This window comes from Novipirellula herctigrandis (assembly GCA_007859835.1).
Classification (GTDB): domain Bacteria; phylum Planctomycetota; class Planctomycetia; order Pirellulales; family Pirellulaceae; genus Novipirellula_A; species Novipirellula_A herctigrandis.
Genome location: SJPJ01000001.1, coordinates 4,528,159 through 4,541,802, shown reverse-complemented (window position 1 = coordinate 4,541,802; position 13,644 = coordinate 4,528,159). Strand labels below are relative to the sequence as shown.

At 51.9% G+C, this 13,644-nt stretch carries 12 protein-coding genes; 5 read left to right on the top strand and 7 right to left on the bottom strand.

The window, feature by feature from the left end; genetic code table 11:
• Window positions 1-33: 33 nt before the first annotated feature.
• Window positions 34-1,587 (bottom strand): Gfo/Idh/MocA family protein, encoded by a 1,554-nt coding sequence (locus CA13_RS16800; protein WP_146398524.1) that lies wholly within the window; start codon window positions 1,585-1,587, stop codon window positions 34-36.
• An 87-nt stretch (window positions 1,588-1,674) separates the two neighbouring features.
• On the opposite strand from CA13_RS16800, the gene CA13_RS16795 reads away from it, so the two are divergent.
• Window positions 1,675-2,478, top strand: a complete 804-nt coding sequence (locus CA13_RS16795; RefSeq protein ID WP_419194465.1) for a sulfite exporter TauE/SafE family protein — start codon at window positions 1,675-1,677, stop codon at window positions 2,476-2,478.
• Between the two features lie 15 nt (window positions 2,479-2,493).
• Window positions 2,494-3,387, top strand: coding sequence for a TerC family protein (locus CA13_RS16790; RefSeq protein WP_146398522.1), 894 nt, complete (start codon window positions 2,494-2,496; stop codon window positions 3,385-3,387).
• A gap of 53 nt (window positions 3,388-3,440) precedes the next feature.
• On the opposite strand, the gene CA13_RS16785 is transcribed toward CA13_RS16790, so the two are convergent.
• The 4 genes from CA13_RS16785 to CA13_RS16770 form a co-directional block, all read right to left on the bottom strand.
• Window positions 3,441-4,619 (bottom strand): class I SAM-dependent methyltransferase, encoded by a 1,179-nt coding sequence (locus tag CA13_RS16785; protein ID WP_419194464.1) that lies wholly within the window; start codon window positions 4,617-4,619, stop codon window positions 3,441-3,443.
• 65 nt (window positions 4,620-4,684) lie between these two features.
• Complete coding sequence (locus CA13_RS16780) at window positions 4,685-5,524, bottom strand: DUF1365 domain-containing protein (protein ID WP_146398518.1); 840 nt, start codon at window positions 5,522-5,524, stop codon at window positions 4,685-4,687.
• Window positions 5,470-6,777, bottom strand: coding sequence for an NAD(P)/FAD-dependent oxidoreductase (locus CA13_RS16775; protein ID WP_146398516.1), 1,308 nt, complete (start codon window positions 6,775-6,777; stop codon window positions 5,470-5,472). The genes CA13_RS16780 and CA13_RS16775 overlap by 55 nt, the downstream gene beginning before the upstream one ends.
• A gap of 3 nt (window positions 6,778-6,780) precedes the next feature.
• Window positions 6,781-7,569 (bottom strand): DUF1295 domain-containing protein, encoded by a 789-nt coding sequence (locus CA13_RS16770; protein WP_146398514.1) that lies wholly within the window; start codon window positions 7,567-7,569, stop codon window positions 6,781-6,783.
• A 115-nt stretch (window positions 7,570-7,684) separates the two neighbouring features.
• Here CA13_RS16770 and CA13_RS16765 point away from each other — a divergent pair, with 115 nt between their 5' ends.
• Entirely contained in the window at window positions 7,685-8,701 is a 1,017-nt protein-coding gene (locus tag CA13_RS16765) for an SAM-dependent methyltransferase (protein WP_146398512.1), read from the top strand.
• Window positions 8,702-8,705: 4 nt separating this feature from the next.
• On the top strand, window positions 8,706-9,053 hold the full coding sequence (locus CA13_RS16760; protein WP_146398510.1) for a DUF1475 family protein: 348 nt from the start codon (window positions 8,706-8,708) through the stop codon (window positions 9,051-9,053).
• Here the strand turns inward: CA13_RS16760 and CA13_RS16755 are convergent.
• Window positions 9,037-10,011 carry a putative bifunctional lysylphosphatidylglycerol flippase/synthetase gene (locus CA13_RS16755; RefSeq protein WP_146398508.1) on the bottom strand — a complete coding sequence of 325 codons (975 nt, stop codon included), beginning with the start codon at window positions 10,009-10,011 and terminating at the stop codon, window positions 9,037-9,039. The genes CA13_RS16760 and CA13_RS16755 overlap by 17 nt on opposite strands.
• Window positions 10,012-10,197: 186 nt before the next feature.
• Here CA13_RS16755 and lpdA point away from each other — a divergent pair, with 186 nt between their 5' ends.
• Window positions 10,198-11,589 carry a dihydrolipoyl dehydrogenase gene (gene lpdA, locus CA13_RS16750; RefSeq protein WP_146403717.1) on the top strand — a complete coding sequence of 464 codons (1,392 nt, stop codon included), beginning with the start codon at window positions 10,198-10,200 and terminating at the stop codon, window positions 11,587-11,589.
• 78 nt (window positions 11,590-11,667) lie between these two features.
• On the opposite strand, the gene CA13_RS16745 is transcribed toward lpdA, so the two are convergent.
• Window positions 11,668-13,530, bottom strand: a complete 1,863-nt coding sequence (locus tag CA13_RS16745; RefSeq protein ID WP_146398506.1) for a serine/threonine protein kinase — start codon at window positions 13,528-13,530, stop codon at window positions 11,668-11,670.
• Window positions 13,531-13,644 lie beyond the last annotated feature (114 nt).

Genomic DNA, 13,644 nt, shown 5'->3' with positions numbered 1-13,644 from the left:
CGCGAAAATGGTCGCATCTGCCCGCCGAATCGACTACACGTTTGCTGCGGATGGTACCTCGAAACCTTTTCGGTACTCGCGGCTGAGCATTGCATTGGCGTCATCATTGCCAATGAACCGTTCGGCTTCCGGATCGAACTTCAGTTGGGCTCCGAGTGAAAGTGGCGTCTGGTCCAACTCAACACCATTTTCAACGAGGTGGTCGATAGTGCGGTCAAGTGTCGCATCGTTGTCATCCAGACTCTTCACTTTTGACAGCACGTTACGAAGTTGATCCGGCGAGACGTGATGTTTTTCGCCAAGGTAGTAGGAAATGTTCCCAAGATGACTTACTCCGGCCGACAAATGACCCGTCAATGCATCTGCGTTCAGCGCCGATGCATCACGTGACCGACAGGAGTCGATAAAGTTTGCGAAGTGTGCATCGCCAACGTTCTTGGCACGAAACTCTTGGATCACGTTCATATCGAGGTCATACGCGGTGCACTGTGCGTAGGACGTTTGTGCCACGTAGCCCTCGTTGCCATAAAAGATCACGCCGATCTTGTTGCTGGTTTTGTTGCCAAAGAAACGCTCGATCTCCGGGCCAGACGTCGTTTTGCAGTCGAGCCCTCGTGTTTCAAACACAATGCACTTGTCGCCGTAATCGTAAAGTGAGATTTCGGTGTTTCCCGTATCGCCAGCATCGACGTAATTAGGGTCTTTTTGTTCGGTTTGGTATCCGAGTCGTCCCCCGTAGGTGAAGATTGCATTGGGGTGTCGGTTTAGTCCGAGCCCCCATCGCGCGATGTCGGTTTGGTGAGGGCCTTGGTTGCCGAGGTCGCCGTTACCGTAGTGACGTTGCCAATGCCAATCGTAATGAAAACGACGGCGAGTCACCTTTGGATCCGTGTACGTGGCGGGACCACTCCAAAGATCGAAGTTCACTTTTTCAGGAATCGGATAGTCACCAAGTGCTCCAATCGACGGACGTCGTTTGTAGCATAGTCCGCGAGCAAAGTTGACTTCGCCGATGCCTCCGTCGGCGATCAATTGCATCGCATCTCGAACTGCACTACTGCTGCGGCACTGTGTTCCGGTTTGGCACATGCGGCCATACTTTTCGGCTGCTGCCACGAGGGCACGACCTTCGTGGAGGTTGTGACAAATCGGTTTTTCGATGTAGACATCTTTTCCCGCTTGCATGGCCCAGATGCCCATCAATGCGTGCCAATGATTTGGAGCGGCGGAGGTGACGATGTCGATGCCATCCATTTCGAGCGCTTCGCGTAAGTCCGTAAAGAATTCAGGCTTGCGGCCTTGCGTCTCGGCGATCTTTTCCACGCGTCGTTGACCAACACTTTCGTCAATATCCACAATCGCTCGCACTTCGGTCCGAGGGTCATGGCTAAAGCCTCGGATATGCTCTTGCCCACGACTATTGACGCCTGCGATACAGACTCCCAATTTCTCATTTGGGCCGACCGCAATTTCATTTGGCTCGACCGCATTTTCATTCGAATCGGCAGCAGAAAGTCGTGACATCCTTGTGGACGCGATGGTCGCTGCGGCTGCGGCTGCGAATTGACGACGATTTAGACGTGGCATGTCTTATGTCTCTCAGGAAGGGAAATGGGGGGATTGGTACAGAAATCAAGGCAGGATCGCGTCCAATTTTAGTCAAACCACCGTCACATGCCCATCATGGGAATCGAAAAAGGTCGCTACAATGCCGCGATGAGTGAATGGCTCCACTATATTCCGTTTGTTTGCGTGTTGTGTCTGGGGATGTTTGTCCAGTCCGCAGCGGGCTTCGGCGCTGGACTATTGACGATTCCTGTGTTGATGTGGCTGGGTTATTCGATCCCTGAGGCCCAAACGTCACTATTGGTCGCAACGGTCCCGCAAAACCTTTGGGGCGTGTGGGTGCTACGAGATTCGATCCCCGTGTCGAAAGTGGCGGTGCCGGGGTTATCGCGAATCGCATTTGTCCCGATCGGGATTGCAGCGTTAAAAATGCTCGAAAGCCTTTCTGCTGTGGTGCTTCGCCAATGCGTCGGCGGCATTGTCTTGGTCGTTACCATCACGATCATGGTCTTCAATCCCAAGCCCAGGCACAAATTGCATCCGGTGTGGGCTTGGTTGGCGTTTCCTACGTCAGGTTTCTTGCAAGGAATCGTTGGCATGGGGGGGCCGCCGATGGTGTTTTGGGTCCAATCCCATGATTGGAACACACGTCAAACGCGCGGCTTTCTTTTCGCAGCCTATTTGATCAGCCTTTTCCCCGCGTTAGGGTTGTTGTATTACAGCTTTGGAAACCGCATCATCGGTCCAGGCTTGGCTTCGATAGCGACCACACCTTTGTTGCTGCTTTCGACCTTTGTGGGATTGAAGTTCGGAACATGGCTTGGCCGCAAACGGCTGCGACGGATCACCCTAGCGATGTTATTGTTAGTCGGACTTGTCGGACTAGCCGCACCGCTACTGAGTCAAACCTAGAGGAGAATTCGATTCATGTTATTTGCATCGACTGCGGCAGTTGCCGAAGGTGCGTCGCTCTATTCGATGGAATCGCTGATTGCGATTTTGGCGCTGACCGCGATGGAAATCGTCTTAGGGATCGACAACATTGTCTTCATCGCAATTATCACTGGCCGACTTCCGCCCGACAAACGCTCGGTCGCTCGTCGCGTTGGGCTGTTCTTGGCCATGGGGATGCGGATTCTACTTTTGCTGATGATTGGTTGGCTGATCAGCCTCGAAGATCCGCTATTGGAACTATCGCACTGGATGCCGATTGAAGTGTTTTCACAGCAGCTGATCGATACACCTGAGATCAACGAAATCTCTGGTCGCGACTTGATTTTGCTATTCGGCGGCTTGTTTCTGCTCTATACCGCCGTCCGCGAAATACATCACAAAATCGAAGGAGACGAAGAAGAGGCGGATATCGGTAACATGCCCGGTGACCAAGGGGGGGCGAGCGATGGCATCACACCGGCCGCTCAAAGCAAAACGGCGATCACCATGAGTGGGGTACTGATTCGTATCGCATTTATGGATGTGATTTTTTCACTCGACTCGGTGATCACCGCAGTCGGGATGGCAAACCATATCGAAATCATGATCGCCGCGGTGATCATCGCAGTGACCGTGATGATCATTTTCGCGAACCAGATCAGCGACTTCGTTCAAGACCACCCGACGGTGAAAATGTTGGCGTTGTCGTTCTTAATGCTAATCAGTGTCGTTTTGCTAAGCGACGCGGTAGGCACACCGATCAACAAAGGTTACGTCTACTTTGCAATGACATTTTCGTTAATTGTCGAATTCTTGAATCTAAGAATGAAAGCCAAACGCTATCGCCCTAGCCAAGGCGAAGGTGAGATTGGAACGGTGGAGGCATAGGGGGTTAAGTTGAACTCCAACTCGGATGCACGTTGACATGCGTCCTCCAACATCTAGCCTCGCGATAAAATTGGATCGCGGCGGCATCCGGGTTTGGCGAGGAGCACGTGCGACACCCCGATTTCACGTTCCTCAAACCCCGCTTCGCAGTAGCAGAGATAATAGTGCCATGTGCGAATAAATCGCTCATCAAACCCGAGCTGTTTGACTCGGTCAAGGTTGTTCCAGAAATTCTCACGCCATCGAGCAATCGTTTGGGCGTAGTGAGATCCAAAATCTTCCGATTGGAGAAATCGAAAATCGGTCGCTTGTCCTACGCACGTTGACATTGCTCGCATGCTAGGCAAAAAACCGCCTGGGAAAATGTAGCGTTGAATGAAGTCGACTGATTTGCGATAGCGATCGTAGCGGTGGTCGGGAATCGTGATCGCTTGCAAACACATCATGCCGTTGGGTTTGAGTAGCTGCGAACATTTCGCGAAATAGTGAGGCATGTACTTTTCGCCCACTGCTTCGATCATTTCAATCGACACCAATTTGTCGTATTGGCCCGTCAAATCGCGATAGTCATCTTTCAACAGGGTGATTCGATCAAGAAGCCCCGCATCACGAAATCGCTTTTCCGCATATGCATGTTGCTGATCCGATATCGTCGTGGTCGTGACGCGGCATCCATATTCTCGCGCAGCGTACTCTGCAAACCCACCCCATCCGCCACCAATCTCGATCACGTGATCATGCGAGCTAAGTTGCAGTTTTTGGCAAATTACATCGTACTTTTCGATCGAAGCGTCTCGCAGCGTTGAGTTCTTGGTCGAAAAAATGCCGCTACTGTAGGTCATTGTCGGATCTAGCATCAACGAAAAGAATTCGTTGCTTAGGTCGTAATGAGCCGCGATGTTTCGCTTGCTTCCGGAGCGAGAGTTTCGGCGACGATAATTCAGTGCCGCAAGAGCTGGGCGTAGTAACCTCGCTGTCCCATTTTCCACGCTTGCGATCATCTCTCGGTTCTTCACTAAGATTCGAAGGGTGGTCGTCAGGTCGGTCGAATCCCAATCGCCACGCAAATACGACTCCGCGGCACCGAGCGCGCCTCGAAGGCTGATGGTCCGATAGAACCGCCGATGATGAACCTTCATTGTTGCTGTTAATCCTGAGTCGCCGACTGTTCCGAATTCATATCCGTCACTTCGATCGACGAGGGTCAATTGGCCGGTATCAAGCCGACTCAATCGTCGCAATACCGCGCGACGAAACCAACAATTGGCGTCGAGCCAGCGTAGTCGGCGCGAGGTGACTAGCCGGCCTTGTCGTTGATTTTCGACAATACCTTCGTCGTCGTGCTGGCATGGGATGCCGGTGGGCTCACCTCTTTGGGATGAGGATAAAACGGGCATTTTTTCCACCATAGTCTCAAAGCCTGAAAGTAAATCGCCACACCAATTCGTGCGGTCATCAAAAAGTAACGAGTTGTCATTCGACGAAGTTCGCGTTTGGTGAGCTCGCGACGCTGGAGCGTCATCGAGGCGTCAAACACTTTTCTTGACTCTTGAAAGTTGGACAATTGGATTGTCGCATGCTTCGTTGGCGACGTCACTCGCCATTGGTATTGCATGTCCATTTGCATAAAAGGCGAAACATGAAATGTCTTCGGATGACAGTACCGTAGTACGTTGTCTAGCGTTCCATTGTTTTTGTCATTGTCTTGGCGGTTCCCTTCCCAAAGCACATAGCAATGTCGTTCTTTCCACGGCGTATTGCTGACTTCGGCGACAATCGTTTCCACTCGAGAGTCCGTTTCGTCAAATACGTAAAACAAATTCAATGGGCTGAAATAATACCCTAGGTAACGCAATTGACTCAGCACTCGGATTGGCCCCAGTGGAGTGACCCCCGTTTTTTCCTGTACGATTCGGCGGACTTCCGATTCGATTGATCCAGACGAATCATACAAGTGGTCACCGCGCAGCAACGAACGGCCCGCAATCTTGCGATCGGAGATTATCTTGCCTGGGCCCACCAGCGATGGCAATTCAGCGAGATCCAAGTAGACCATGAAGAGTCGATACCTAAACTGATGAATCACAGGCTCGTGGCGGCAATGCGTGACGGTTCCTTCGTAGATGCAACTGTGCATGATTGAAATGGGATTCCGAAATGTTTGGCGACGCTAATCGCGCTGTTGACGCCATCCTCGTGAAAACCATAGCCCCAATACGCCCCGCAATAATGCGTCCGATTATGGCCGCTGATGCTGTGGAATTGACTCTGCGCAGCGATCGAATCGCTCGCGAAAGCCGGATGAGTGTAGGAAAAGTTTCGCATGACTTTTGACGGGTCAATGCTTTCGGTCTCGTTCAAGGTTAGCAGGATCGGCACCGGCGATGCATGGTTTTGCAATCGGCTTAGATCGTAGGTTACCGATGCAGCGGAGGATCTTCCTTTGGGGATATGGTAATTCCAGCTCGCCCACGTTCTCGGCCGTTTAGGCAAAAGACTTGAATCCGTGTGTAGCACCGCTTCATTCAATTGATAGGAAAATGCCCCGAGGACCTTTCGTTCGGCATCCGTAGGGTGAGCCAAAAGTTTCAGAGTCTGGTCGGCGTGGCTTGCCATAACGATTTTATCAAACCATTCGCGATTACCGTCATTTGTCGTGACCACGACGCCATCTGTTTTTCGCTCGACTGCGGTGACTGCCTGATTCAAACGTAATTGGTTTTCAAGGGGCGCTAGCAAGGCAGTCAAATAGTGTCGGGAACCGCCGAGGATCGTTCGCCATTGAGGACGATCGCGAAGTTGCATTAGTCCATGATTTGCAAAGAAGCCAATCATGAATTCCGCTGGGAAGCTCAGGATGGATTCTGGCTTGCTCGACCAAATTGCCGCTGCCATTGGGACCAGGTAGTGCTGCACAAAACGTTTGCCAACCGAGCACTCGTTGAGGAAATCACCCACGGATCGCCCATCTTTTAAACAGCCACTTGCGGCTGCTGCCATTCCAAGTCGATTAAAGCGGACAATATCTCGCAGCAGTCGCAAGAAGGAAGGGCGAACCAAGTTGGAACGTTGGGCAAACAAGCCATTGAGCGAACTTCCTTGGTACTCGGTTTGACTGTTACTGCAGCGAACGCTGAAACTCATCTCGCTCGGTTGCGATGGAACCGCGAGCCATTCCAGCATCTTGCAAAAATTCGGATACGTCCGCTCGTTAAATACCATAAACCCCGTGTCGACGCTGTACGTTGTTCCATCAAGCGATATGTCGACCGTATTTGCGTGCCCACCGGCATAGTGATTTGCTTCGTAGACAACGACATCGTGCAGTGATGACAGCAGACGCGCGACTAAGCTGCCGCTGATTCCTGTTCCGACAATGGCAATTCGCATCAGTTAACTCGAAGCAGAGCTTTTTGAACGAGGAAGCGGGAAAAATGGACTTGTTATTCTTGCATATTCATCATAGCCATCGACGCGGCTGCGAAGTGAGTTTTCCAGTAGTCGCACTCCCGAGACGCGAAGCAGCAGAAATGTCATCAAGATCGGGCTGAGGATCGTCCACCACCATGATCCGCTTTCAACGGCGGTCAGGTAAAAGCCCCACCAAACGCAAAAGTCACCAAAGTAATTCGGGTGCCGAGTGTAGTGCCATAAGCCACGATCCATGACTTTGCCTTGGTTCGACGGATCGGATTTGAAGCGAGCCAATTGATAATCGCCCACCGATTCAAAAAACAACCCGATTGACCAAACGATCACGCCAAACCATACCACAGGATGCCAAGGAATCGATTTCAGAATCGCCACCTGAATTGGCATCGAGATGAACCACATCAACAATCCTTGAAGAGAAAAGACGGTCACAAGACTGACGATTGGGAACGCGGAGCCATGCTTTTCTCGCATTGCCGCATACCGATAATCTTCTTTCTTGCCCCAATTCCGTCGTCCGAGGTAAATGCCTAACCGGGCGCCCCAGATTGTAACCATCATCACAAGTAGCATCGTTCGTGTGGACGAGTGACCGGCCATCCACTGAGAAAACCAAGCGATGAAAACGAATCCGAGCCCCCAGAAAATGTCGACGATGCTGACATCACGAATTGCCAAGCTGATGCCCCACAGCACAAAAATAATCCCAGCGATGGCTGCTAGGCTCGGTAGGAAATCAGCAAACTCCATCGTAGTGCGTCTGGGGCAAGTGGCTCGGATTTTTGAGGATGTCGCAGTCTTTGGACTTCTCAGGAACGTAACATAGTACCACCGAGGAAAGTCTGGCATCACTGGAAATGATAAAATGAACTTAATTGAACTTGCTGAGTCAGGTCTCATCCCCGATGCGCTGATTCGCATTGGGATTCGCCGTTTGTTGGCTAAACGGTTGCAATCCATTGGAACGCACGGCCCCGATGCCACAGCAGCGTTTGCTCAATCGCTTCGTGCGAGTCCGTTAGCGATCGCCACCGACGAGGCAAACCGCCAGCACTACGAAGTCCCTGCCGAGTTTTACGAGCACGTTTTGGGTCCGCGTTTGAAATACAGTTCCTGCTTTTACACAACGGACGAAACGACTCTCGCCGAAGCCGAAGAGGTGATGCTTGAAATGACATGCGAGCGAGCCGAACTTCAAGACGGCATGCGAGTGCTTGAACTCGGTTGCGGATGGGGATCGTTGACCCTTTGGATGGCAGAAAAATTTCCTAACTGCGAGATCACAGCAGTATCCAATTCCGCCAGCCAGCGAGCGTTTATTGAGAACAAGGCGGCGGAGCGTCAACTTTTGAACATCCGTGTGATCACCGCGGACATGCGTTCGTTCGAGTTAGCCGAAACATTTGATCGAGTCGTTTCGGTTGAAATGTTTGAACACATGCGAAACTATCAGTTGCTGTTTGAACGAGTCGCCGGGTGGCTTGAGCCGAATGGGAAGGCATTGGTTCATGTTTTTTGCCATCGAAATTCGCCTTACCTGTTTGATACCGAGGGAGTCTCGAATTGGATGGGGCGTCACTTTTTCACTGGTGGCCAGATGCCCTCGGAAGACTTGTTTGGCTATTTTGATGAGTCACTCGCAATCGAGCAGCAATGGCAAGTCAATGGCATGCACTATTACAGAACGAGTCAGGATTGGCTCGCGAATTTGGATTCCAATCGCAGCGTGATTCTGGATCGATTTAGTCAAGATTTATCACCGTCCGAGGCAAAGAGGAGCTTGCAGAGGTGGCGGATGTTCTTCATGGCGTGTGCGGAATTGTTTCGCTATCACGAAGGCGCGGAGTGGTTTGTTGCTCACTATCGTTTTAAGAAAGTCTGACAAAATGAATCGCACTCAGTTGGTTCTCTTATTCAGCATGATTTTGATCGTGATGTTGGCCGTGACGACCTACGCGTCGCTCGACCGAAGCGTCTTGAAGGTTGGTTCCGAAATCCTCTTGGACCGTTGGTTTATCGCCACATTGTGTGATGCTTACCTTGGTTTTTTGACGTTCTATGTTTGGGTTGCTTACAAGGAAACAGCCTGGTGGAAACGCATCACTTGGTTCGTGCTGATCATGTTGCTAGGAAACATCGCGATGGCAATCTACGTTTTGATTCAACTATCAAGCTACGACCAATGCAAAGGAATCGAGTCGGTGTTGCTTCGCAAGTCTACTTGTTCCGTTTGATTCTCGGCGGAGCCTCTAGCCGGGCTTCGCGCGCTTGCATCGCGCCACTGTAAATCTCGTGGGCGGCTAAGGTGATCATGCCAAACAACAGGGGCAGCACGTAGTACAGAATGCGGAAAATCAACACTGATGCTAAGACCGAATCTCCGACCGTCCCTTTAAGCAGCTTCACCAAAATGACTTCCAAGACGCCGAGGCCACCGGGAACTTGAGTCAGTAATGAGATCGAGATAGCACACAAATATGCTGCTAAGACTTGGGCGAACGGCACGGTAGCGTCGTTCGGCAAAACCAAATACAGCGCCGTCGCGGAGATCAACAAGTCGACCGCGGCAACGGATGCTTGAACCGACATCAGCCCCAATTCGGGCGGACGCAAATGGAGCTCACCGATTGGCCACGGTTTTCGCCATAGCCAACAAACGACCGCATACCCAATCGCAAGCGTCAACAAGATCACTCCGAGGGCTTGTGTGCCGAACGGCAGGCTCAGTTCCGGTGGCAATTCAATCGGCACGAAAACCAAAACCGTCCCGCCGAGGAACCACAGCCCACTCCAAAAAGTCAAACCACAGATCGAAATCAGGACGACGATTTGACGCGGAGTTAATCCCCACTGGGTGTAGAAGCGAAACCGAATGGGTGCACCTGCCATGAGCGTGCCCAAGTTATTCCCGAGCGTGAACCCCAAAAAAGAAACCAGAGCGACTCGGCGAAGGGGCAATGATCGGCACACATAGCGAAGTGCAAGCAAATCGTAGGTGATCAATAACCCGTAATTCAGCGCGATCAGGAACGCTGCGATCGCCAGATAGACGGTTGGAACGCCCGTGAAACCAGCTTTGAATTGCTCCCACGTGACCTCATGTGCCTCTCGCCAAAGCAACTTCACTGCCAAAGCGAAAAGCACTGCCGCAAACGCGGGACCGGCAATCTTGCGAATTTTCGTCTTTGACAAGGTGTACTACCGCCGGAAGTGGCGAGGGTTCGGGTTCTGTGGAGCGGTGCAATTGTCCCAGCTGACGCCAGTTCGGCAAGCCCATATTCCACTTGCCCCCCTATAGCCTAACTGGGGCTCCGTTTGGCACACTGGATGAATCTAATTGGCATTCGCATCCTCTTTCTTGACGCAACAATCACCGATATGAAAACCGTTCGACATGAATTAGTGGTATTAGGTGGCGGACCCGCTGGCTACGTCGCAGCCATCCGAGCCGCCCAACTCGGTATCGATGTTGCCTGTATCGACGAAAATGATCGATTCGGCGGCACATGCCTGCGAGTCGGATGCATTCCCAGTAAAGCGTTGCTTGAATCGAGCCATTTGTATGAAGAAGCACAGCATCGGTTCGCCGAACATGGATTGAAGATCGACGGCGTCCAATTGGATCTTGATGCAATGATGGCTCGCAAGAAGAAGATTGTCGACGCACTCACTGGCGGTATCGACATGCTATTCAAGAAGAAAGGCGTCACCCCCTATCGTGGTCGAGGCCGTTTTCGTGATGTCGAGTCGATTCAAGTCGAAGGCCAAGACAACGTCTTGATCCAAGCCGACCGAATCTTGATTTGCTCCGGCAGCCGTCCATCGAAGTTGGGTTTTGTCGAAGAAGATGGCGACAGAATCGGTAACAGCACGACTGCTTTATCGTTTCCCGATGTCCCAGAACGGTTGGTCGTGATTGGCGGCGGTTATATCGGTTTGGAAATGAGCAGTGTTTGGAATCGGCTCGGCAGCAAAGTGATCGTGCTTGAGGCACTCGACCATATTATGCCCGGGATCGACGGCGAGCTCGCACAGATGGCTCATCGCATTTTCAAAAAACAAGGTATGGATATTCGCACGAAGACGTTTGTGGAATCCGCCAAGCGAGATGGCGATGAGTGTGTCGTGGCGATCAAGGATGCCGAGCCGATTCGATGCGACCGTGTGTTGCTGTCTACCGGGCGAACCCCGGCGACCGATGATCTCGGGCTAGAGGCGATCGGATTGGAAACGGACCGACGCGGATTCATTCCCGTCAACGCCGAGTTTGAAACCTCGGCTGATCATGTCTACGCTATCGGTGATTGTATCGGCGGAGCCATGTTGGCACACAAAGCGATGGAAGAAGGGATCGTTTGTGTCGAACGAATCGCAGGTGTCAAGAGTCACATGAATTATGATGTGATTCCCGCGATCGTATACACGCATCCAGAAATCGCGATGGTTGGCAAGACCGAGGAGCAACTGAAAGAGGAAGGAATCGAATACAACAAAGGGGTTTGCCCGTTTGGTGCAAACGGCCGTGCGCGAACGCTTGGCGAATTCGAAGGACGCGTGAAAATTCTTGCTGACGTTGAAACCGATCGCGTGCTTGGTGTTCACATTCTTGGAGCACGCGCAGGCGACTTGATTGCGGAAGCCGCTTCTGCGATGGAGTTTGGTGCCAGCAGCGAGGATATCGCGCGGACCTGCCACGCGCATCCTACGCTGTCCGAAGCCGTCCACGAAGCCGCGTTAGCCGTCGATTCCCGAGCGATTCATACGATTTAGTGGATCGATTAGCGGCCCAAGAAGGTTGTTCTAACATGTTTTCTGGTCTGTGGAGGATCGGAAAACCATCGTGAATTGTCAATTCGAATCCGCGTTGGTCTCGTCCAAATTTCTTAACTGCCGGCGGGCCTCTTCGACGGCCGGCGTCGCCCAGGCTTCCCCTTCGTGTAGCTGGACGATTCCCTGCAATGTGTCGCGTGCCGATTCTAGAGGTGCCTTTTCAATCGTGTCGATGATACGCTCAATCAACTCCGTCGCACGCGGATCAATCAAGATTTCGGGGGAACGCTCGACCAACTGGATAATTTCGTTCTTTGCTAAGACGACCATTGCATCTAACTCTTCGCTCGACGCGATCGTGTCAGCATCGTAAATTGCGAGCCACTGTTTCAATCGCTCGCTTGCCGAAATCGGATCTTGTTCGCGGCCTGTCATTGCATCCAAAAATCCTTGTTCGGCCGCGTTCAGTGGCGTGATCCCCAACTTGTTTTGCACGGTCAGACGCCGCAGGGTTCGCGTTAGTTCTAATGCAAAGTTGAGTTGTTTGATTTCTTCAAAACGAGAGTCATCGGGAAAACGTCTAAGGAATTGATCGATCTCCGTTTGCGCTTGTTGCACTTGGTCCGCTTTGTTTTTTTGAACGACGGCGCGGTAAAGATCATCCGCACTGGGTTGCTTGGTCGCTTTGACGAACAAAACCAGACATGCGATTAGAACCGCGCTCATCATCGAAATCGAAATAGCTTGTTTCCACCGCTCGGCCGCAGTTTCCTTGTCGGAAGTGGGCTCGGTTCGGATATGTTTGTCTGATTCAACCGATTGGAAATGCGTTTTTCGTTCGCCGGGTTCGCCGGGTTCGCCGGCGTTGTCTTCACTCGATCCGCCATCGGTTCGACCGCCTGCTTCGGTACTGCCCAACTTGACTGTGGCTAGCGTTTTCGAGGTTGGGCGAGAATGGAGGTCCGATTGATCCTGACCTGGAACGTTCGCTGCGATCGGTGTGACTTCTTGGTCCGCTCCAGCCGACTTCTCGACGCTTGCTTGATCGTTTTCGTTTCCTCGCGAATTTTTTGGATGCGAACTGGTCGGCGAATCACCACGATGAACGGTTTCTTGATGAAGTAGACCCGCTCGCATGGCCTTGAGTCGGTTCGTTACCGACAGTGCCGTTGGCGGTCGTTTTGCGGGATCCTTCTCGAGCAATTGGTGAACCAATTCAACCAGGGCTTCGGGCAGTTCCGGGTCCAAGCGGTCGAGCGGAATCACTCTGTCATTTCGCAATGCCTTGATGACTTGCGTGACATTTTTTCCCGTGAAGGGTGGTTTTCCCGAAAGCATTGCGTACATGACGCTACCAAGCGCATACAAATCGGTTCGGATGGTGATTCCTTCGCCATCGGCCTGTTCGGGAGCCATGTAGTCAGCGGTGCCCAGCACCGAGCCCGCCATGGTTTGTTCACCGAAACCGAATAGCTTTGCGATTCCAAAGTCGACAAGCTTGACCGAATGATCGGGTGTCAACAACAGGTTCGCAGGTTTCAGATCTCGATGGATCACACCAATGTCGTGAGCGTGCTTGAGTGCCTCGCAGATTTGGATCGACAGGTCGATGGTTGTTTGCCAATCGAGCTTTTTCTCGCGGCGTATCCGTTGTTGTATTGACTCGCCGTCGATCCGTTCCATCGAGTAGAAAAGTTGTCCTTGTTGTTCGCCGTACCCGATCAAGCGAACGATTCCTTTATGACGCAGTCGCTTGAGCATTTCGACTTCGCCAGCAAATCGTCGCCTGAATCGAGGTTCGTCTGCGATGTGTTGGGAAATCAGCTTGACTGCGACTTTTTCACCCGTGCGTTCATGGACACCTGCATAGACGGCACCCATCCCACCACGCCCGAGAGTCTCTCCGATACGATACGGTCCAAGAAACTCAGGTGAAGTCATAACAAGCCATTAGTCAATCGAAATAAAAACTCGTGCCCAATATCAGCGAACACACGATTTTATCGCACCGCAGCCATGAATACGCCACCCCTTGGACGATTCTCCTATTTGACA

What these genes read in the sequence shown, in the direction of transcription:
- CA13_RS16800 (WP_146398524.1), bottom strand. Translation starts at nt 1,587, where the DNA reads ATGCCACGTCTAAATCGTCGTCAATTCGCAGCCGCAGCCGCAGCGACC.
- CA13_RS16795 (WP_419194465.1), top strand. Translation starts at nt 1,675, where the DNA reads ATGCCCATCATGGGAATCGAAAAAGGTCGCTACAATGCCGCGATGAGT.
- CA13_RS16790 (WP_146398522.1), top strand. Translation starts at nt 2,494, where the DNA reads ATGTTATTTGCATCGACTGCGGCAGTTGCCGAAGGTGCGTCGCTCTAT.
- CA13_RS16780 (WP_146398518.1), bottom strand. Translation starts at nt 5,524, where the DNA reads ATGCACAGTTGCATCTACGAAGGAACCGTCACGCATTGCCGCCACGAG.
- CA13_RS16775 (WP_146398516.1), bottom strand. Translation starts at nt 6,777, where the DNA reads ATGCGAATTGCCATTGTCGGAACAGGAATCAGCGGCAGCTTAGTCGCG.
- CA13_RS16770 (WP_146398514.1), bottom strand. Translation starts at nt 7,569, where the DNA reads ATGGAGTTTGCTGATTTCCTACCGAGCCTAGCAGCCATCGCTGGGATT.
- CA13_RS16765 (WP_146398512.1), top strand. Translation starts at nt 7,685, where the DNA reads ATGAACTTAATTGAACTTGCTGAGTCAGGTCTCATCCCCGATGCGCTG.
- CA13_RS16760 (WP_146398510.1), top strand. Translation starts at nt 8,706, where the DNA reads ATGAATCGCACTCAGTTGGTTCTCTTATTCAGCATGATTTTGATCGTG.
- lpdA (WP_146403717.1), top strand. Translation starts at nt 10,198, where the DNA reads ATGAAAACCGTTCGACATGAATTAGTGGTATTAGGTGGCGGACCCGCT.
- CA13_RS16745 (WP_146398506.1), bottom strand. Translation starts at nt 13,530, where the DNA reads ATGACTTCACCTGAGTTTCTTGGACCGTATCGTATCGGAGAGACTCTC.